16 protein-coding genes are annotated in these 15,920 nt (G+C 43.7%); 12 read left to right on the top strand and 4 right to left on the bottom strand.

Annotation, left to right across the window (positions count from 1 at the left end; translation table 11 throughout):
• The first annotated feature begins 7 nt into the window (after nucleotides 1-7).
• Nucleotides 8-622: a recombination mediator RecR gene (gene recR / locus NFI80_RS22940; protein ID WP_235160356.1), complete on the top strand. Its 615-nt coding sequence runs from the start codon at nucleotides 8-10 to the stop codon at nucleotides 620-622.
• Nucleotides 623-650: 28 nt separating this feature from the next.
• Nucleotides 651-1,361, top strand: coding sequence for a superoxide dismutase (locus NFI80_RS22935; protein WP_275978145.1), 711 nt, complete (start codon nucleotides 651-653; stop codon nucleotides 1,359-1,361).
• A gap of 78 nt (nucleotides 1,362-1,439) precedes the next feature.
• Here the strand turns inward: NFI80_RS22935 and NFI80_RS22930 are convergent, their stop codons facing one another.
• A complete protein-coding gene (locus NFI80_RS22930; protein WP_235163947.1) occupies nucleotides 1,440-2,783 on the bottom strand; it encodes a tetratricopeptide repeat protein in 1,344 nt (447 codons plus the stop codon).
• A 195-nt stretch (nucleotides 2,784-2,978) separates the two neighbouring features.
• Between NFI80_RS22930 and NFI80_RS22925 the strand changes: the two genes are divergently transcribed.
• Nucleotides 2,979-3,524, top strand: coding sequence for a TlpA family protein disulfide reductase (locus tag NFI80_RS22925; RefSeq protein ID WP_233797292.1), 546 nt, complete (start codon nucleotides 2,979-2,981; stop codon nucleotides 3,522-3,524).
• A 66-nt stretch (nucleotides 3,525-3,590) separates the two neighbouring features.
• Here the strand turns inward: NFI80_RS22925 and azu are convergent, their stop codons facing one another.
• Together azu and NFI80_RS22915 are read right to left on the bottom strand one after the other, a co-directional pair.
• Nucleotides 3,591-4,085: an azurin gene (gene azu, locus NFI80_RS22920; RefSeq protein ID WP_233797293.1), complete on the bottom strand. Its 495-nt coding sequence runs from the start codon at nucleotides 4,083-4,085 to the stop codon at nucleotides 3,591-3,593.
• A 104-nt stretch (nucleotides 4,086-4,189) separates the two neighbouring features.
• Nucleotides 4,190-4,792: a hypothetical protein gene (locus NFI80_RS22915; protein WP_026628451.1), complete on the bottom strand. Its 603-nt coding sequence runs from the start codon at nucleotides 4,790-4,792 to the stop codon at nucleotides 4,190-4,192.
• A gap of 103 nt (nucleotides 4,793-4,895) precedes the next feature.
• On the opposite strand from NFI80_RS22915, the gene sucD reads away from it, so the two are divergent.
• From sucD to porN, 8 genes are all read left to right on the top strand, one after another.
• Nucleotides 4,896-5,774, top strand: a complete 879-nt coding sequence (gene sucD, locus NFI80_RS22910) for a succinate--CoA ligase subunit alpha (RefSeq protein WP_026628452.1) — start codon at nucleotides 4,896-4,898, stop codon at nucleotides 5,772-5,774.
• A 60-nt stretch (nucleotides 5,775-5,834) separates the two neighbouring features.
• Nucleotides 5,835-7,016 (top strand): DUF4271 domain-containing protein, encoded by a 1,182-nt coding sequence (locus NFI80_RS22905; protein WP_235163946.1) that lies wholly within the window; start codon nucleotides 5,835-5,837, stop codon nucleotides 7,014-7,016.
• 42 nt (nucleotides 7,017-7,058) lie between these two features.
• Nucleotides 7,059-7,841 carry a uroporphyrinogen-III synthase gene (locus tag NFI80_RS22900; protein ID WP_233797295.1) on the top strand — a complete coding sequence of 261 codons (783 nt, stop codon included), beginning with the start codon at nucleotides 7,059-7,061 and terminating at the stop codon, nucleotides 7,839-7,841.
• A gap of 132 nt (nucleotides 7,842-7,973) precedes the next feature.
• Nucleotides 7,974-8,951: a PorP/SprF family type IX secretion system membrane protein gene (locus tag NFI80_RS22895; protein ID WP_233797296.1), complete on the top strand. Its 978-nt coding sequence runs from the start codon at nucleotides 7,974-7,976 to the stop codon at nucleotides 8,949-8,951.
• Nucleotides 8,952-9,308: 357 nt separating this feature from the next.
• Nucleotides 9,309-10,382, top strand: a complete 1,074-nt coding sequence (gene porK / locus NFI80_RS22890) for a T9SS ring complex lipoprotein PorK/GldK (protein ID WP_026628456.1) — start codon at nucleotides 9,309-9,311, stop codon at nucleotides 10,380-10,382.
• Nucleotides 10,383-10,499: 117 nt separating this feature from the next.
• On the top strand, nucleotides 10,500-11,315 hold the full coding sequence (porL, locus tag NFI80_RS22885; RefSeq protein WP_233797297.1) for a type IX secretion system motor protein PorL/GldL: 816 nt from the start codon (nucleotides 10,500-10,502) through the stop codon (nucleotides 11,313-11,315).
• Nucleotides 11,316-11,352: 37 nt separating this feature from the next.
• Nucleotides 11,353-12,945: a type IX secretion system motor protein PorM/GldM gene (gene porM / locus NFI80_RS22880; RefSeq protein WP_255699299.1), complete on the top strand. Its 1,593-nt coding sequence runs from the start codon at nucleotides 11,353-11,355 to the stop codon at nucleotides 12,943-12,945.
• Between the two features lie 38 nt (nucleotides 12,946-12,983).
• Complete coding sequence (porN, locus tag NFI80_RS22875) at nucleotides 12,984-14,048, top strand: type IX secretion system ring subunit PorN/GldN (RefSeq protein WP_233797298.1); 1,065 nt, start codon at nucleotides 12,984-12,986, stop codon at nucleotides 14,046-14,048.
• A 72-nt stretch (nucleotides 14,049-14,120) separates the two neighbouring features.
• Here the strand turns inward: porN and NFI80_RS22870 are convergent, their stop codons facing one another.
• Complete coding sequence (locus NFI80_RS22870; protein ID WP_235163945.1) at nucleotides 14,121-14,735, bottom strand: hypothetical protein; 615 nt, start codon at nucleotides 14,733-14,735, stop codon at nucleotides 14,121-14,123.
• A 254-nt stretch (nucleotides 14,736-14,989) separates the two neighbouring features.
• Here NFI80_RS22870 and miaA point away from each other — a divergent pair, with 254 nt between their 5' ends.
• Nucleotides 14,990-15,919, top strand: coding sequence for a tRNA (adenosine(37)-N6)-dimethylallyltransferase MiaA (gene miaA, locus NFI80_RS22865; RefSeq protein WP_235163944.1), 930 nt, complete (start codon nucleotides 14,990-14,992; stop codon nucleotides 15,917-15,919).
• Nucleotide 15,920 lies beyond the last annotated feature (1 nt).

Genomic DNA, 15,920 nt, shown 5'->3' with positions numbered 1-15,920 from the left:
TTTTCACATGAATTACCCCTCACGTCTTATTGAGGAAGCCGTAAGTGAAATCTCCCGTTTGCCGGGTATAGGAAAAAAAACAGCGCTGCGTCTGGCATTACATTTGCTTAAAAGAGAGGAGGAACAAACCAGATCCCTTTCCGAGGCCCTGATCAACATGCGTACCAAAACTTCGTATTGCGAAAAGTGCCACAATATTGCCGATGACCGGCTATGCAACATTTGCAGCAGCCCCAGGCGTGACCATTCGATCATTTGCGTGGTTGTAGATACGCGAGATGTGCTGGCAATCGAGTCAACCAACCAATATAAGGGGCTTTATCATGTTTTAGGGGGAATTATTTCTCCGTTGGAAGGAATTGGCCCTTCGGACCTGCAAATTGATTCTTTAATAAAAAGAATAGAACATCCGGAAGATTCAGAACCTGTAAAGGAGATCATTCTGGCTCTAAGTCCTACGATGGAAGGCGATACGACAGCTTTTTATTTACAGAAAAAACTGAAATCGACGGGTGTAAAGATGAGTACGATTGCCCGGGGCATCCCTATCGGTGGCGACCTCGAATATGCGGATGAAATCACCCTTGGGCGCAGCATCGTGAGCCGGGTGGCCTACGATTAAGAACTAAACACTTTACTAAAAGACTGTTATGAATAGAACCGACTTCCTAAAAACATTAGCAGGCAGTTCATTGGCGATGAGCGCATTGTCCAGCCAGGCATTTGCAAAATCAGGAGAAGGCCTGCCAGCTGAAATGGCACCATTCAAACAAGCTCCGCTGCCGTACGATTTTGGTGCGTTGGAACCGAGCATTGACAAGCAAACCATGGAGATCCATTATGGCAAACACCATGCGGCCTATGTGAAAAACCTGAACGACGCTGTAAAAGGAACGGAATACGAGAAAAAATCGCTCGATGATATCATTAAATCAATCGGCAAAGCACCAGCAGCGATTCGCAATAATGGCGGAGGTCACTGGAACCATACTTTTTTCTGGGAAGTAATGGGACCTAAAAAGGCTGCTGCACCAGCCGGCCCGGTTGCTGATGCAATCAACGGTCAGTTTGGGTCTATGGATAAATTTAAAGAAGAATTTGCCAAAGCAGCAACAACGCGTTTTGGTTCGGGATGGGCTTGGTTGGTGGTGAAAGATGGCAAACTTGCGATCGGCTCGACTCCAAACCAGGATAACCCATTGATGGATGTCTCTGATTTTAAAGGAACGCCTATCCTGGGATTGGACGTTTGGGAACATGCTTATTATCTGCATTATCAAAACAAACGCCCGGATTACATTAAAGCATTCTGGGATGTGGTAAACTGGGATAAAGTGGCTGAAAAAATGAAGAAGGCTTAATATCGGTACGTTATGTTATTAGAAAGAAGGGGTTACCGATCAATGATCGGTAACCCCTTCTTATTTGCTTAAAAAATACTAATTGCAGTAACTGCTGATCACTTTGTATGCCTGCTGGTAACCCAACTCCCCTGCCCTGCTCAGGTCCAGGCAGCCGTCATTGATTTCACCAAGGCTGTTTTTCAGGATTCCTCTCAAATAATACGCTTCCGGATAATCTGAACGCAATTTGATTGAGCTGGAAAAATCCATGACGGCGCCCATCTGGTCACCCGTTGCGGAACGGATCATTGCACGTGAGAAGAATGCTGTGCTATAAGTAGGATTAAGCTCAACAGCAGTCGTCAGATCCTGAATAGCGCCCTTCGTCTCGCCCACCTTCGCCTTGTTTATGCCCCGGACAAAGTATGCCTGTGCCCTGTCATCGCTTAAATGTTCTATCTTAATATTCTGCTGAACCTGATCTCTTAATCCGTCCAGCGCTTCGCGGTTAATTTTACCAGCGTAGGTAATCTTTTTCGGATCGCCTATATAGCTGTTTTTCAAATCAATAGATGTTGAAAGATCTGATATTGCGCCACGTGTATCATTGAGTTTGCCCTTGGCATAACCTCTTCCGTAAAATGCCTGATAGTTTTCAGGATTTAATTGAATGGTTTTGTCAAAATCGATAATGGCGCCCTGATAATCCTCAATTTTATTTTTGGCAAAGCCACGCTTTTCATAGAATTCGCTTTCATTAGGACTCAATTCAATGGCACGCGTAAAATCTGCTGCTGCGCCTTGAAAATCGCCTAGCTCAATTTTTGCCAAACCCCGGCCTGCATAAGCGCCTGTTCTTTTAGGGCTCAATTCTATCACTCGTGTAAAATCGGCCAGGCTGCCCGCATACTCCTGCAAATCCTGCTTGCAATTTCCCCGTGCATATAAAGCTGCAAGTTCATCGGGATTGAGTGATAGAGCACGATCGAGATCGGTAAGCGCGCTTCTGTGCTTTTTCAATTTGGCATAGCTCACGCCGCGGTTGTAGTAGATCTTCGGATCTTCGGCATTCAGTTCCAATGCTTTCGAATAATCTTCAATGGCCGAAGAAAAATCATCCTGCAAGCTTTTGCTTACGCCGCGGCTCTGGTAATAAAGTGCTTCTTTGGGATTGAGCTCAATGGCGCGGTTATAGTCCTGAACAGCCCCGCGGTAATCTTTAAGATTTGCCTTCGCCAGCCCGCGGTTAAAATAGCTCGGCGCATGTTCGGGACTCATGGAAATTACTGTGGAATAGGCTTGCATTGCGCCGTTAAAATCCCCTGTTCCGGCTCTTGTATTCCCTTCTTCAAAAAATTCCGCAGCCGATCGTTGAGCAAAAGTGGAGCCAGGTAAAAGGATTGCAATGAAGGTAATCAGACCAAAAAATAAAACTTTCATGAATGTAAAGCGTTTCCTCAAATCAGATATGTTTTTTATTATCCTATAAAAGTATTCAAATTCCTACTACGCATCAAAAAAACAAATGCCCTATTTTTCGAACGCGGTTTTTGAGGAAGGTTATTGAGAATATGGCTACTTTTAACGGACCAATTGCAGTTTTGGAAACTCATTTTTCATTTATTCCACACCATTATGACAGCTAATTCAAGGAAATTTTTTCTCATCGTTCTGCTCATCGTCGCAGCTGCCGCCGTTTATTATTCATTTGTTAAACCCATTGATAACAAGGAAGCTAACGTAGAAAGCGCTGCACCCGGACAAGCAGAAACAGCCTCCGTATACTTGTCGGAACTGCGAGATCTGGAAGGTAAACCGGTGGCTATGGATGAAGATAAGCTGGTGTTTGTGAATGTGTGGGCAACCTGGTGCGGCCCTTGTAACATGGAGATGCCGGGCATTCAGAAATTGTATGATAAATACAAAGCCCACGAAAAAGTCGCATTCTACATTATCTCAGACGAAGATGCTGAAACAGTGAATCCGTTCATTGCGCGTAAAGGTTATAAGCTGCCGTTTTATCAGTTTGCAGGAGCATACCCACCTGCCCTGGACGGCAATGCGATCCCCCGGACTTACATTATTTATAAAGGCAAAATATTGGTCGAAGAAGTTGGCGCTTCACAATGGGACCGCCCCGAAATCACGGATCTGATCGATAAGCAACTGGCTGAAATATAGATCTTACTGGACGCAAAAAAAGCGCTGATCATCATGACCAGCGCTTTTTTTGTGTTAATCTATTCCTTATTCAACGATGAATGTTCCTTTCATCAATGCATAGTGACCTGGGAAACTGCATATGTAAGTATATGTTCCTTTTGCAGGTGCAGTAAATTCAACTGTGTCGCTTTCGCCGCCACCAACAAGTTTGGTATGCGCAAGGATACTTGCTTTTTCTGATGCAGGAATGTATTCCGTTTCTCTTGCAGCAGCCGCTTTTGAACCGAATGCAGCAACGTCAGTTCCTGGCTTCAACAAAACCCAGTTGTGGCCCATTGCAGCCTTAGCAAGTTTTCCGGAGTGTGTCAAAGTAAGCTTCACTTTTTGTCCGGCTTTCACTTTGATCTCTTTCAGGTCAAACTGCATTGCGTCACTTCCTTTTATTACGATGGTTTTAGCTTGTTTCACATCGCTAACAACTGCTTTGGCAGGCAATTTAGCCTCAGCAGTGTTCATTGTAACCGCTCCGAAAGCCAAAACTGAGGCAAGAAGCATTACGCCATACTTCGTCGTTTTCATATTAAGAGTATTAGTAAACTTGATTGTTTGATAATTAACTGGTGCAATTTACGACGCGGTATTTAAAAAAAACAATCCATTAACATTTGTTTGATAAATAGATCTTAAAACAGGATTTTATATTGATCGCGCGCCGCTCTTCCTACGCAAATCACGGACAGCACCATCATATAATGGTTAATATCGACGGGATCCATGGGAATGGGAAGCTTCCCGGATTTCGTAGATAAAGCGAGCAGCATCATTGAAAATATCACCCACAACGCACTCTTCTGACGGCTTGCCAGCCCTACACAGGATATCAGCAATGTGATCAGGATAGCCAGCGATTTAATAATGAGGCCCACATATTCTACACGAAACCAGGTAATGCAATACATAAGGAGTAATCCCAACCCAATGGTGGACGCAAAAAAGTATGTCCCGGCCCGATATCGCATAATGAGGCACCAGGATGCAGAGACGAGGCAGAATGCGCCTAATGTCATTTCACCTGCCGTGATGACCCCGTACAGTTTTTCGAAACTTTCTACGCCCACGTAGACAAGCAAGTCTGTGAGGGCAACGAGCGCAGTGAAAAACAGAAATATGCCCCAAAGCCACCTGCTGATAAACGGCTGCGTCCGGAAATACCGGGAGAAAATAAATATGCTGGTAAAACTTAAAACCAAGTTAGAAAATATATGTGGACTGCTGAGTATCTGCATAAACCTGCTTAATATTGTCAGAAAAGCAATTTACAAATTCTGGCTACATTTTGCTACTTCGTGCTTTTCGTTCTACTTTTACCAAAAAAACTGATTTACCAACATGAGCGTTTTAGTTAATAAAAATTCTAAGATTATAGTTCAGGGATTTACCGGATCGGAGGGCTCTTTTCATGCCCAGCAAATGATCGAGTACGGTACTAATGTCGTAGGTGGCGTAACTCCGGGCAAAGGCGGCCTTTCTCACTTGGAAAGACCTGTTTTCAACACCGTTGACCAGGCTGTGCGTGCTACCGGCGCTGATGTATCTATCATTTTCGTTCCGCCGGCTTTTGCTGCTGATGCTATAATGGAAGCTGCTGATGCTGGAATTGGCGTTATCGTTTGTATCACCGAAGGTATTCCTACCAAAGACATGATGCAGGCAAAAGAATATATCAAAAACAAAAATTGCCGCCTGATCGGACCTAACTGCCCGGGTGTTATTACCGCAGAAGAATGTAAAGTGGGCATCATGCCAGGCTTTATTTTCAAGAAAGGAACCATCGGCATCGTGTCAAAATCTGGAACGCTTACTTATGAGGCTGTTGACCAGCTAACGCGCGCCGGACTTGGACAAACAACTGCAATCGGGATCGGTGGTGACCCAATCATTGGAACTACAACCAAAGAGGCAGTTGAGTTACTAATGAACGATCCTGAAACAGAAGCGATTGTAATGATCGGTGAAATTGGTGGAAGTATGGAAGCGGATGCAGCCAACTACATCAAATCTACTGGAAACAAAAAACCTGTTGTCGGTTTCATCGCCGGACAAACTGCTCCGAAAGGACGCAGAATGGGCCACGCTGGTGCGATCATCGGCGGTGCTGACGATACGGCTGAGGCTAAAATCAGGATTATGAAAGAGTCGGGTATTTTTGTAGCCGAGTCACCTGCATTGATCGGCGAAACCATGCTGATCGCACTTGGAAGAAAATAGTAATCTGCTTACATATCACTTGATAAGAGGGCTGGGGAAACCCCGCCCTTTTTTATAACAATGAAGTCCATATCTTTTACGCTTTTTTGGGCTTTTCTAATAGCTTTTTCCATTTCCGGGACATTCGCTTCCGGCGCGGCCAAGGTCAATCCTCCCGAACAATATTTCCCGGTTTACGATTACCAGAACGACTGGCTGGTTTACAATCCCCAATACAAGAACTACGTCCATTTCTCCCAGGGCGTAAATGAAGGCGCGCGCTATGTGAGCCTGTATGTTGATCTGCTGAAGAACCGCCGTTATGTCCTGCTTTTAAAAGCGGAAACGGAGAGTTACTTATTCCTGGAAGGATCACTTCAAAACAAAATTAACAGAAATGAGTGGCAGGAGCTGAACATTGACAGCCTCTATAAAATCTACAAAAAGGACGAATTGCTGCTCACTATTTACGGCAGTGCCGGGATCGGAGATAAATCTGTGTTGCTTTGTAACAAAAAGAAATTAAATGACCCTACGACGATTGAACAGGCCGGGCGGAATTTTATCAATATCAAACCCATCACATTTACACCGTTCGGTAACTTTGCTGCAATTTCTCTGATTCTAATCCTGATACTCAGCGTGTGGATTTACAATGCTAATCCCCTGTCCTTTATACGTTTGATTAATCCTATTGAGTTTTTCAACAACGATCCGAGGGACCAGCTTTCAAAGATTAACAAGCCTTATAGCAACACGGTAGTTTTCTTCGTCATCATCACATCCATGCTGATGAGCTTCATAGTCGTTTTCTTTTCGGCCAATAAGCTTAATGTATTTTCTGTCAGCACGATATTGTCTGAAAAGTCTAATACACTCGAAATTCTGGGTGACTTCTTTATCCTTTCCGCGATCTTCTTTCTGCTAACTTATGTCAAATACATCTGCATGGTGATGGCAGGAAATATGCTGAATCTGGATAAGCAGGTCGACATTATCTTTCTTAAAATAATACAATCCTCTTACCTCTTTTATGCAGCATTGTTTCTGTTCGTTTTCACGCTCAGTTTCAACCACATAAACTGGCTGACCGAGATGCGAATGTATGTTCTGGCCCCATTTTTGCTATTCTATTCCGCGAGATTCCTGGCCTTGTACATTGTCACCAAGCCGCCGGGCTCGTTGATTAATCTGTATTTATTTTCGTACCTTTGCGTCATTGAAATAATCCCGCTCATTGTCGGCATAAAGTTTGCTTTGTAATTGCAGAGAGTGAAACGGAACTTAAACTAATGAGGATTATACATGAGTGATACCATCAATTTTGATCAGGAGCGGCTTAAAAAAGTAACCAGTCTTTTAGTTAGTCAATCCAGACCAGCCGACGAGAATTCACCTTATTATGAATTGGCCAAAAAGTATAACATCAAAGTAGATTTCAGGCCGTTTATACAAATCGACGGAGTTTCTTACAAAGACTTCCGTAAACAAAAAATCAACATTCTGGATCATACTGCGGTCATTTTTACAAGCCGTAACGCCATTGATCATTTTTTCCGGATTTGTAACGAGGGAAGAGTTGAGGTGCCGGCAACAATGAAATATTTCTGCATCTCAGAACAGACTGCCAATTATCTTCAGAAATACATCGTCATTCGCAAAAGAAAGATCTTTACAGGCACCAAGACGGCTGCCGAACTGATCGAGCTGATGCGGAAACACAAGAAAGAGAAATTCCTATATCCATGTTCGGACGTACGCAAAAACGATATTCCGGAGTTTGCAGATACGGAGGAGTTCCACTTCACTGAGGCTACCATGTATCAAACAGGCTCAGCCGATCTTTCTGACCTGGAAGATGTTTACTACGACATTATAGCGTTTTTTAGTCCGTCCGGGATCAAATCATTATACGACAACTTCCCTGACTTCAAGCAAAATTACACCAGAATTGCGGCTTTCGGCCCTACAACGGCGAAAGCGGTTACAGATGCAGGACTTTTTCTGGACATTCAGGCACCTTTGCCAAATGCACCATCCATGACCGGCGCGCTTGACCTTTATATCAGGCAAGCGAACAATGTTTAGACCGAATTTCGTCCAAAAAAGCCCCGGAAAATTTCCGGGGCTTTTTTGTTATTTTATCAATTTTTTTAAGCAATATGCGTTATAAATAAAATCCGAAAACTCCCAGCGTGTTCCTTAACCAAACCCACAGGCATGACTTTGACTTTTATTATTCGAAGTATTAAATATATCCGGCTGCTTGCAATAATACTCCTGACCACCAGCGGTGCGATGGCACAGAAAGACGCACAATTCAGCTTATTTTCTCTTAACCAGCTTTACCTTAATCCAGCAGCTGCCGGCGCAGACGGGCTTACGAAGTTTCAGCTCACGCACAGAACGCAATATGCTGGCTATCAGGGAACAAATATTTCGGATGAAGGTGGTGCATTGTCAACGCAACTTTTCTCATTCAGTATGCCTATCAAGAATTTCGGGATAGGCTTTTACGCACTGAATGACCGCAGCGGCCCGCGTACGGATCAGGATTTCAAATTGTCAGCAGCATATAAGATTCCGGCTTTTGGTGGTAATTTCCAGGTTGGGGCGAGCGCAGGATTATTCAGACAATCAATCGATTACAGCAAATTAAGATATCAGGATTTGGATGATCCGTTGATTCCAACCGGAAACATTTCAGAAATCAATCCTGATTTTTCTGTAGGGGCCCGTTTTGAGAATGAAACATTCTATGCAGGCGTTTCTTTAAATCACTTACTGGAACCAAAATACCAGCTCGGATCAACAACAGCGACTAACCCATTACCGAAGACATTATACTTCAACGCAGGTCTAAACATCGAATTGGGCTACCTTCTTGATATACAGCCAATTGTACTATTAAAATCCGACATCAGCACGTTCTCTGCCGAGGGCGGCGCAACAGTTACCTATAACAAACGTTACTGGATCGGTGGAACTTACAGACAGCAGGACACCTATTTTATTGTGATGGGGGGGATTTATTTGCTACCGGATCAATCGCTTAGGTTATCAGGAGCGTATGATCTTGTATTAGGAGGAAATGATTCCAAAGCACCGTCGTCTTTCGAAGTGATGTTGTCGTACGCGCTGCCATCTCCGAAGTTTGGCAAGAAGACAATCATCCGGACGCCGCGTTTCAGGTTTTGACATCACTATTGACAGGCTCCGTATATAGTACTATGGAATCCGGAAATTATTTAAAATACCTTGGATTTCGGCAATTATTAAACGGTTTTTGTAAACCAGCAGGTAATTGAAAGTGATCAGTTTGCGAAACTTTAATTTATATTTGTAAAATAATCTTGCCTTATACCATTTATCTTATTCTTACGTTAACTCGATAAATGCAGGCTTGGTGATCGATTGGGGAGCTTCACAATATAATTTCTCCCAGATTTTGCTGAGCGTGAGATTGTTATTTTTGTTTTTATTTCAAGTATACTATATATCACCAGTCGACGTTTTTAGGCTAACATTTTATTATTCAAATTTTACAAAAACACTATGAATGTGAAAGTGTTCTATCGGGATGGAGTCAAAAGCCTGCTTTTGGTAGCCGCTCTTATGCTGATGCAAAGTTGCGGGTTTATTAAGAGTAAGTTTGGCAAGGGAGGACAAGAAGAAAGCGGGATTCAAAACGGGGAAATTACAGCGACAGCCCGTAAAGGTTACAAGCAGACAACTCCGGCTGGAATGGTGGTAATCCCATCAGGTTCCTTTGTAATGGGACAAGCCGATGAAGATATAGCTTCTTCCATGAACAACATGAACCGGCGCGTGACGATCAGCTCATTCTTTATGGATGATACGGAGATCACAAACAACGAATACCGCCAGTTTGTGAATGCCTTGCTGGTTGACTCGGTTTCAGTTTTGGGAGAAGAAGAAATTATGTCCAAATACTATCCTGATACAACAGCATGGAAAAAAGACTTTGCATATTCTAACGGTGACCCATTTGTTGAATATTACTATCAACATCCAGGATTCGATACTTACCCTGTTGTAGGTGTTAGCTGGCAAGGTGCTCAGTACTTCTCTAAATGGCGTACTAATCTTCTGCATGACTTCCAGAACAAAGAAGGTCAGTTCAACTCGACAGGTTTCCGTCTTCCAACTGAGGCAGAATGGGAATGGGCAGCAAGAGGCGGACGTGCAGTTGCGAAATATCCATGGGGTAATCCTTACACTATGAATGCAAAAGGATGCTTCCTGGCGAACTTCAAACCACAACGCGGAAACTATGATGCGGATGGCTATCCTTACACAGGCCCTGCAAATGCATACAATCCAAATGACTTCGGCCTTTATAACATGGCAGGAAACGTTGCAGAATGGACTTCGGACGCTTACACAGACAATGCAACAGCGATTGTCTGGGATATGAACCCAAGATATGACAATCCAGACGAACCCCGCAAAGTGGTTAAAGGTGGTTCATGGAAAGACATCGCTTACTACTTACAGACCGGCACGAGAACGTTCGAATACGAAACTGAGCGTCGTGCATTTATCGGCTTCCGCTGCGTAATGGATAATGTTAATGACCGCGGAGGTGCCCGTGCACGCCGTCGCTAGATAGAATCTCTTCGAAAAAGAAGCAGCGTTTCAAACACTGCTTCTTTTTTACGACCTTTTCAAAACACTTTTCTTTATCAATATCTAATTTTTTCACTGTAACTGATTTCAATAAGTATGGCTAAGAATAGCGGACCTAATTTTTTTTGGGATAAACTGGTACCAACAATATATAGCGCAGGTGCTGCCGTTGTTATTTTGGGAGCGTTAGCGAAAATTCAACACTGGGACTTCGGCGGCCCTTTACTTACTGCCGGTTTGGGAACTGAGGTTCTTATATTTTTACTTTATGCACTTCAAACACTAACACAATCTTCTGACCGCGATCCGGATTGGACCCGCGTTTACCCTGAGCTTGCTGACGATTACAATGGTCCGGCAATCACGCGTGGTTCTACATCTTCAAGCGGTGTTACTGCTAAGCTGGATAACATGCTTGACAATGCTAAGCTCGGTCCTGAGGTTTTCGACAGCCTTGGAAAAGGTTTCAGAAACCTGTCTGAAACAGTTGGTAAAATAAGCGATCTGACCGATGCAACCGTTGCTACTAATGATTACGCAAGAAATGTGAAAAGTGCGTCAACGGCGATCAATGACATGAATAAATCTTATGGAGTTGCTATCAGCGCGATGAGTTCTATGGCTGATGCTACCAAGGATGCACAATCATATCGTGAGCAGTTTCAGCAGATCACTAAGAACATGGGCGCGCTGAATGCAGTTTATGAGCTGGAATTGCAAGACACAACCAAGCATTTGAAAGCAATGAATGCGTTCTATGGCAACCTTACTACTGCGATGGAAAACATGGCTGACGCTACCAAAGAATCACAAGTGTTTAAAAATGAAATGTCCAGACTAACGAACAACATCTCGTCTCTGAATGGCATTTATGGTAATATGCTGACTGCCATGCGTGGTGGCAATGCATAATAAATTATTCAATCACTGATAACTGATTTCTGAATATATGGCAGGTGGAAAAGAAACACCCCGTCAAAAGATGATTGGCATGATGTACCTGGTACTTACTGCAATGCTCGCGTTGCAGGTAAGCTCAGCTATCATAGAAAAATTCATTCTTCTGAACAATTCTTTGGAACTATCCTCCGGAGCAGCTAATAAAATAAACCAGGAAACTGTACTTAAAATAAAAGCGGCAGTTGAAAAAGCGGGTAACCGTTCAGCTGACGTTGCAGTAATTAAACAAGCCGAGGAGGTTCGTAAGTTTACAGCAGACATTACCAACCAAATCAATGCCTTAAAGCAAGAGATCATTAACAAAGCAGGTGGCGGATTCAATGAGGAAGGTGGAATTAAAAATCCTCAGGAAGAAGCTAAGGTTGCCGAATTGATGATTGCACAAGGTAAAAGAGGTAAAGCATATGGCTTGAAACAAACGCTTAATGCTTACACTGCTCAGCTTAACCAGTTGTCGCCAAACAAGTTTCAGATGCTTGCTATGGACGGCAGAGAAGATCCTAGTGTGAAAGGAAATAAAGACCAACGCAATAAGGATTTCGCTGAACTGAATTTTGAATCGACTCCTGTTGCAGCTGCATTAGCAGTTTTAAGTCAGAAACAAACAGACATTCGCCGCATGGAAGGTGAAGTCTTGAATTACCTTGCAAGCAAGGTTGGTGCAGCAGACGTTAAATTTGACCGCGTTCTGGCGATGGTTAGCGCTGATGCAAAAACCGTTGTTGCAGGTACGAAATTCAAAGGACAAATGTTCATCGCAGCTTCTGCTTCTGGAATAACACCACGTATGAGCCTGAACGGCTCACCTGTAAAGGTTGAAAACGGCGTTGGTATGATCGAATTTACTGCGCAAGGTGGCGGCTATAATGCAGAAGGTGTTGTGCGGAAAGAACTGCAAGCTCGCATTACGATCCCTACTCCATCAGGACGGGATACAACTTATACAATGAACCAGGAATACTTCGTTGTGAAGCCTTCCTACCAGATTGAAACAGGAACACTTCCTCCTTTGTACCTGGGTTGCGCTAATAAACTAAGCATCCAGAGCCCGGCATTGGGACCACTTTGGGCACCAAGCTTCTCGACCGACGGTGGAGAAATTATCCAGAGCGGACAAAAAGGAAAGTTCACGATCGTTCCTAACAAAGCACAGTTGAATATTACTGTCAGCAATGCTGGCAATGTTCTGGGTTCCGAGCCATTCAGAGTTAATAAAGTGCCTAAGCCTTCGCTTGAAGTGAGAGTTAATGGTGCAGTATTTGACGAACGTAAAGGAGCACCTGCTTCGGGAGCACGCAGCATTCAAGTGATTGCTGTTCCGGATGAAAGCTTTAAAAACTTCTCGCCGGAAGATGCGAAATTCAGAGTGTCTCAGGTTGAGGTTTCTCTGGCCAGAGGAAACAGAAGAATTGGTGGAGTTACATTGAACGGCGGTGGCGGATCAATATCGTCATTGGCACAACAAGCGCAACCTGGCGATCGTTATGTGATCTCAATCCTTAAAGTAGAGCGTCAGAATTTCAAAGGCGCTGTGAATGAAGTTGAAATGGGTAACCAATACAGACAGGTAACCTTATACTAATACGTCAATTTTAATCGTTGATTGGGCAATACAACCTTATGTATGTTATGAGAAGAATGAACGGAAAAACGATTGCATGGTCATTACTTTCTTTGTCTTTGGGCACAGGCGCTGCTTTTGCTCAGGAAAAAGAAGATTCCACAGCGAATCAGTTTTCATCACGCCCGATCGCTGACGGCGATGTCCTGATGAAAAGGACGCTTTGGAGAAGAGTCGATCTTAAAGAGAAACAGAATGTTTCAATGTTCTCTAAAAATAATGAGATCACACGTTACCTGTTGGAGGCTGCAAAAGCAGGTTTAATTGACGCTTACACAAATGACTCATGTGCTACTAAAATTGATGGTGAAGAGTTACACAAACGTATATTAATCCCAAATCAAACTGCCGGGTTATCTGCTGAGGAAATAGCAGCTGGCTTTGGTGAGCCTGCAAAAACAGACGATGGCTGGGGTGCTAAACCAAAGGCAGATCCAACTAAGACTGCGGCAGCCGCTGATGACGGATGGGGTAACACCAAAAAGGAAACAAAAACTGAAGCAGCAGCGGAAGATGATGGCTGGGGTCCTCCAAAGAAAAAATCAAGCAAAAAAGGTGCTAAAACAGAGGTTGCAAAAGCAGAGGAACCCGTTGTTGAGCAGCCTAAGGTTGATAGCAGCTTCCAAACCCAGATTGCCTCTACTGAGGAAGAGTATTTCCCTGAGCAGTTGAGCATTTTGGAAATCAAGGAAGATTGGACATTTGACAAAAAAAGATCACGCTTGTACAATGACATTCAAACATTGACAATCATTCTTCCTTCGGAGCAAACTGCTACGGGTCTTGAATTGCCAGTTGCGTCTTTCCGTTACAAAGATGTGGAAAGACTGTTCAGAAGCGATCCTAAGAAATATATCTGGTACAACACCCATAATACTGCTCAGAACAAGAACCTTGCGGATGCTTTCGATTTGCGCCTTTTCTACGGCCGTATCACCAAGTATTCTAATGCGAACGACAGAGCGTTTCTTGACATCTACAATGGAGAAAAAGAAGCACTTATTAAGTCTCTGAACTACGAGCAAGAATTAATGGAACTGGAACACGGACTTTGGGAATATTAATCTTAAAAGTCTTTATGTTAAAAAGCGAAAAGCACCTCGATCGAGGTGCTTTTCGCTTTTTAACGTTACTCACTACTTTCTGAACCTGATCTGCTTCGTCAGTTTTACATTTGCCTCAGATAGTCCTAATGCAGTAACAGCTTTATTGTAATCTTTCCAATCCACTTGGGCAGAAGTCCTTAGGAGCTCCCCAGGAACCAGGATAACACGGACATCTTCAAAAGTCCTCATAGGCGCTTTATCAACTTCTTCATACCATCTCACGTTAATAATATCAACGAAGAACGTTGCATCCTCCACTCCGTGAACAAACGTAAAATCGTTTGCTTTTGTATCATCAAAAATAACGGTGCCCGGTAATGGCCACCAAACTCCTTGCACCTTAACGTAAACCAGTACAACAGCACTTTCGTAGACTTCCTGCTCATTAGCCGATAAGCTGTCAACACCAATTCGCCCCAAAACCCCACCATCTTCTGTTGTCTTTATCTCTCCGAGTGACAGAATAGCTGCCCCCCCACCTGAGCCCGTTCCGTTCTGCCCAGCCGGTCCCGCTGGTCCAGCTGGTCCTGCCGGGCCGGCTACGCCTGCATCGCCCTTTGGCCCTACATCACCTTGCTCGCCTTTGCAGCCAACCATAAATGCCATTGACCCGATCCAGGCAAATAGTAATAATTTTTTGAACATAACTTGCAATGTTTAGAATGTGAATTGAAAATAAGAAAGAAAAATGTTAGAGCTTATTACGCTGGCCGATTCAAATTGACGAGAACAAGGGCGTTTTTTCCATAAATTATACAAAAAAAATTATTAATCCTTCTCGCTGTCAAAAGATTGCAAAACCGGCATGATACTATTGCCTAAATATGAGAAAAAGTGGTGTGTACAAACTGCTGATATGTAAATTCGCGACGAAATAACATTGAATCAAAAGCGCTTGAATGTCTGAAAGCCAACAGAAATACCTGATCATCATTGCCGGCCCTACCGCAGTTGGAAAAACCGCATTGTCCATTCAAATAGCCAAAGCGCTCAATACGGAGATCATATCCGCCGACTCGCGGCAATTTTTTAGAGAACTTAACATTGGCACAGCGAAGCCAACAAACGAAGAGCTTTCGCAAGTCAAGCACCATTTTATCAACTCGCATTCTATTTCAGAAATTTACAGCGCCGGGGATTTCGAACGCGATGTATTGACATTACTGGAAACGCTTTTCGAGAAGCACGATTACGTCGTGATGACCGGAGGTTCGGGTTTTTATGTGAAGGCTGTTTCAGAAGGCTTAGACGACCTGCCCGCACCCTTGCCGGGCCTGCGAGAATCTTTGACTCAAAAGCTGAATGAAAAAGGACTTGATGTGTTGCAGCATGAAATTCGTGAAATAGATCCGGCGTTCGCCACTACGGCAGAAATTAACAATCCGCAACGCGTAGTGCGGGCATTGGAGGTATTTCACACCACCGGCACGCCAATCAGTCAATATCATTTAAAAAACATCACTAAGCGGCCCTTTCAGCAAATCTTGATCGCGCTGGACAGGGATCGTTCCGAATTATATCAACGCATTGATGATCGGATGGATATAATGCTCGCAGAAGGGCTTGTTGACGAGGCGACAGCATTGCTTCCATACAAATCCCATCACGCACTTCAAACGGTCGGATACAAGGAAGTTTATGGTTATCTCGACAATGCGTATGACGAAAAGGAAATGATCCGGCTGCTGAAACAGAATTCAAGGCGGTATGCCAAGCGGCAACTGACCTGGTTCCGTCATCAAGGGAAATTTGAATGGTTCCAGGCCGACGAATATGAAAAAATCCTGGCCTACATTCAGGCCAGGATTCAGGATAATAATACTTTGTAGG

This window comes from Dyadobacter chenhuakuii (genome assembly GCF_023821985.2).
Lineage (GTDB): Bacteria > Bacteroidota > Bacteroidia > Cytophagales > Spirosomataceae > Dyadobacter > Dyadobacter chenhuakuii.
This window is presented reverse-complemented; position numbering and strand designations above follow the sequence as displayed.

Coding starts and splice junctions, on each gene's coding strand:
- recR (WP_235160356.1), top strand. CDS start 8: ATGAATTACCCCTCACGTCTTATTGAGGAAGCCGTAAGTGAAATCTCC.
- NFI80_RS22935 (WP_275978145.1), top strand. CDS start 651: ATGAATAGAACCGACTTCCTAAAAACATTAGCAGGCAGTTCATTGGCG.
- NFI80_RS22930 (WP_235163947.1), bottom strand. CDS start 2,783: ATGAAAGTTTTATTTTTTGGTCTGATTACCTTCATTGCAATCCTTTTA.
- NFI80_RS22925 (WP_233797292.1), top strand. CDS start 2,979: ATGACAGCTAATTCAAGGAAATTTTTTCTCATCGTTCTGCTCATCGTC.
- azu (WP_233797293.1), bottom strand. CDS start 4,085: ATGAAAACGACGAAGTATGGCGTAATGCTTCTTGCCTCAGTTTTGGCT.
- NFI80_RS22915 (WP_026628451.1), bottom strand. CDS start 4,792: ATGCAGATACTCAGCAGTCCACATATATTTTCTAACTTGGTTTTAAGT.
- sucD (WP_026628452.1), top strand. CDS start 4,896: ATGAGCGTTTTAGTTAATAAAAATTCTAAGATTATAGTTCAGGGATTT.
- NFI80_RS22905 (WP_235163946.1), top strand. CDS start 5,835: ATGAAGTCCATATCTTTTACGCTTTTTTGGGCTTTTCTAATAGCTTTT.
- NFI80_RS22900 (WP_233797295.1), top strand. CDS start 7,059: ATGAGTGATACCATCAATTTTGATCAGGAGCGGCTTAAAAAAGTAACC.
- NFI80_RS22895 (WP_233797296.1), top strand. CDS start 7,974: ATGACTTTGACTTTTATTATTCGAAGTATTAAATATATCCGGCTGCTT.
- porK (WP_026628456.1), top strand. CDS start 9,309: ATGAATGTGAAAGTGTTCTATCGGGATGGAGTCAAAAGCCTGCTTTTG.
- porL (WP_233797297.1), top strand. CDS start 10,500: ATGGCTAAGAATAGCGGACCTAATTTTTTTTGGGATAAACTGGTACCA.
- porM (WP_255699299.1), top strand. CDS start 11,353: ATGGCAGGTGGAAAAGAAACACCCCGTCAAAAGATGATTGGCATGATG.
- porN (WP_233797298.1), top strand. CDS start 12,984: ATGTATGTTATGAGAAGAATGAACGGAAAAACGATTGCATGGTCATTA.
- NFI80_RS22870 (WP_235163945.1), bottom strand. CDS start 14,735: ATGTTCAAAAAATTATTACTATTTGCCTGGATCGGGTCAATGGCATTT.
- miaA (WP_235163944.1), top strand. CDS start 14,990: ATGTCTGAAAGCCAACAGAAATACCTGATCATCATTGCCGGCCCTACC.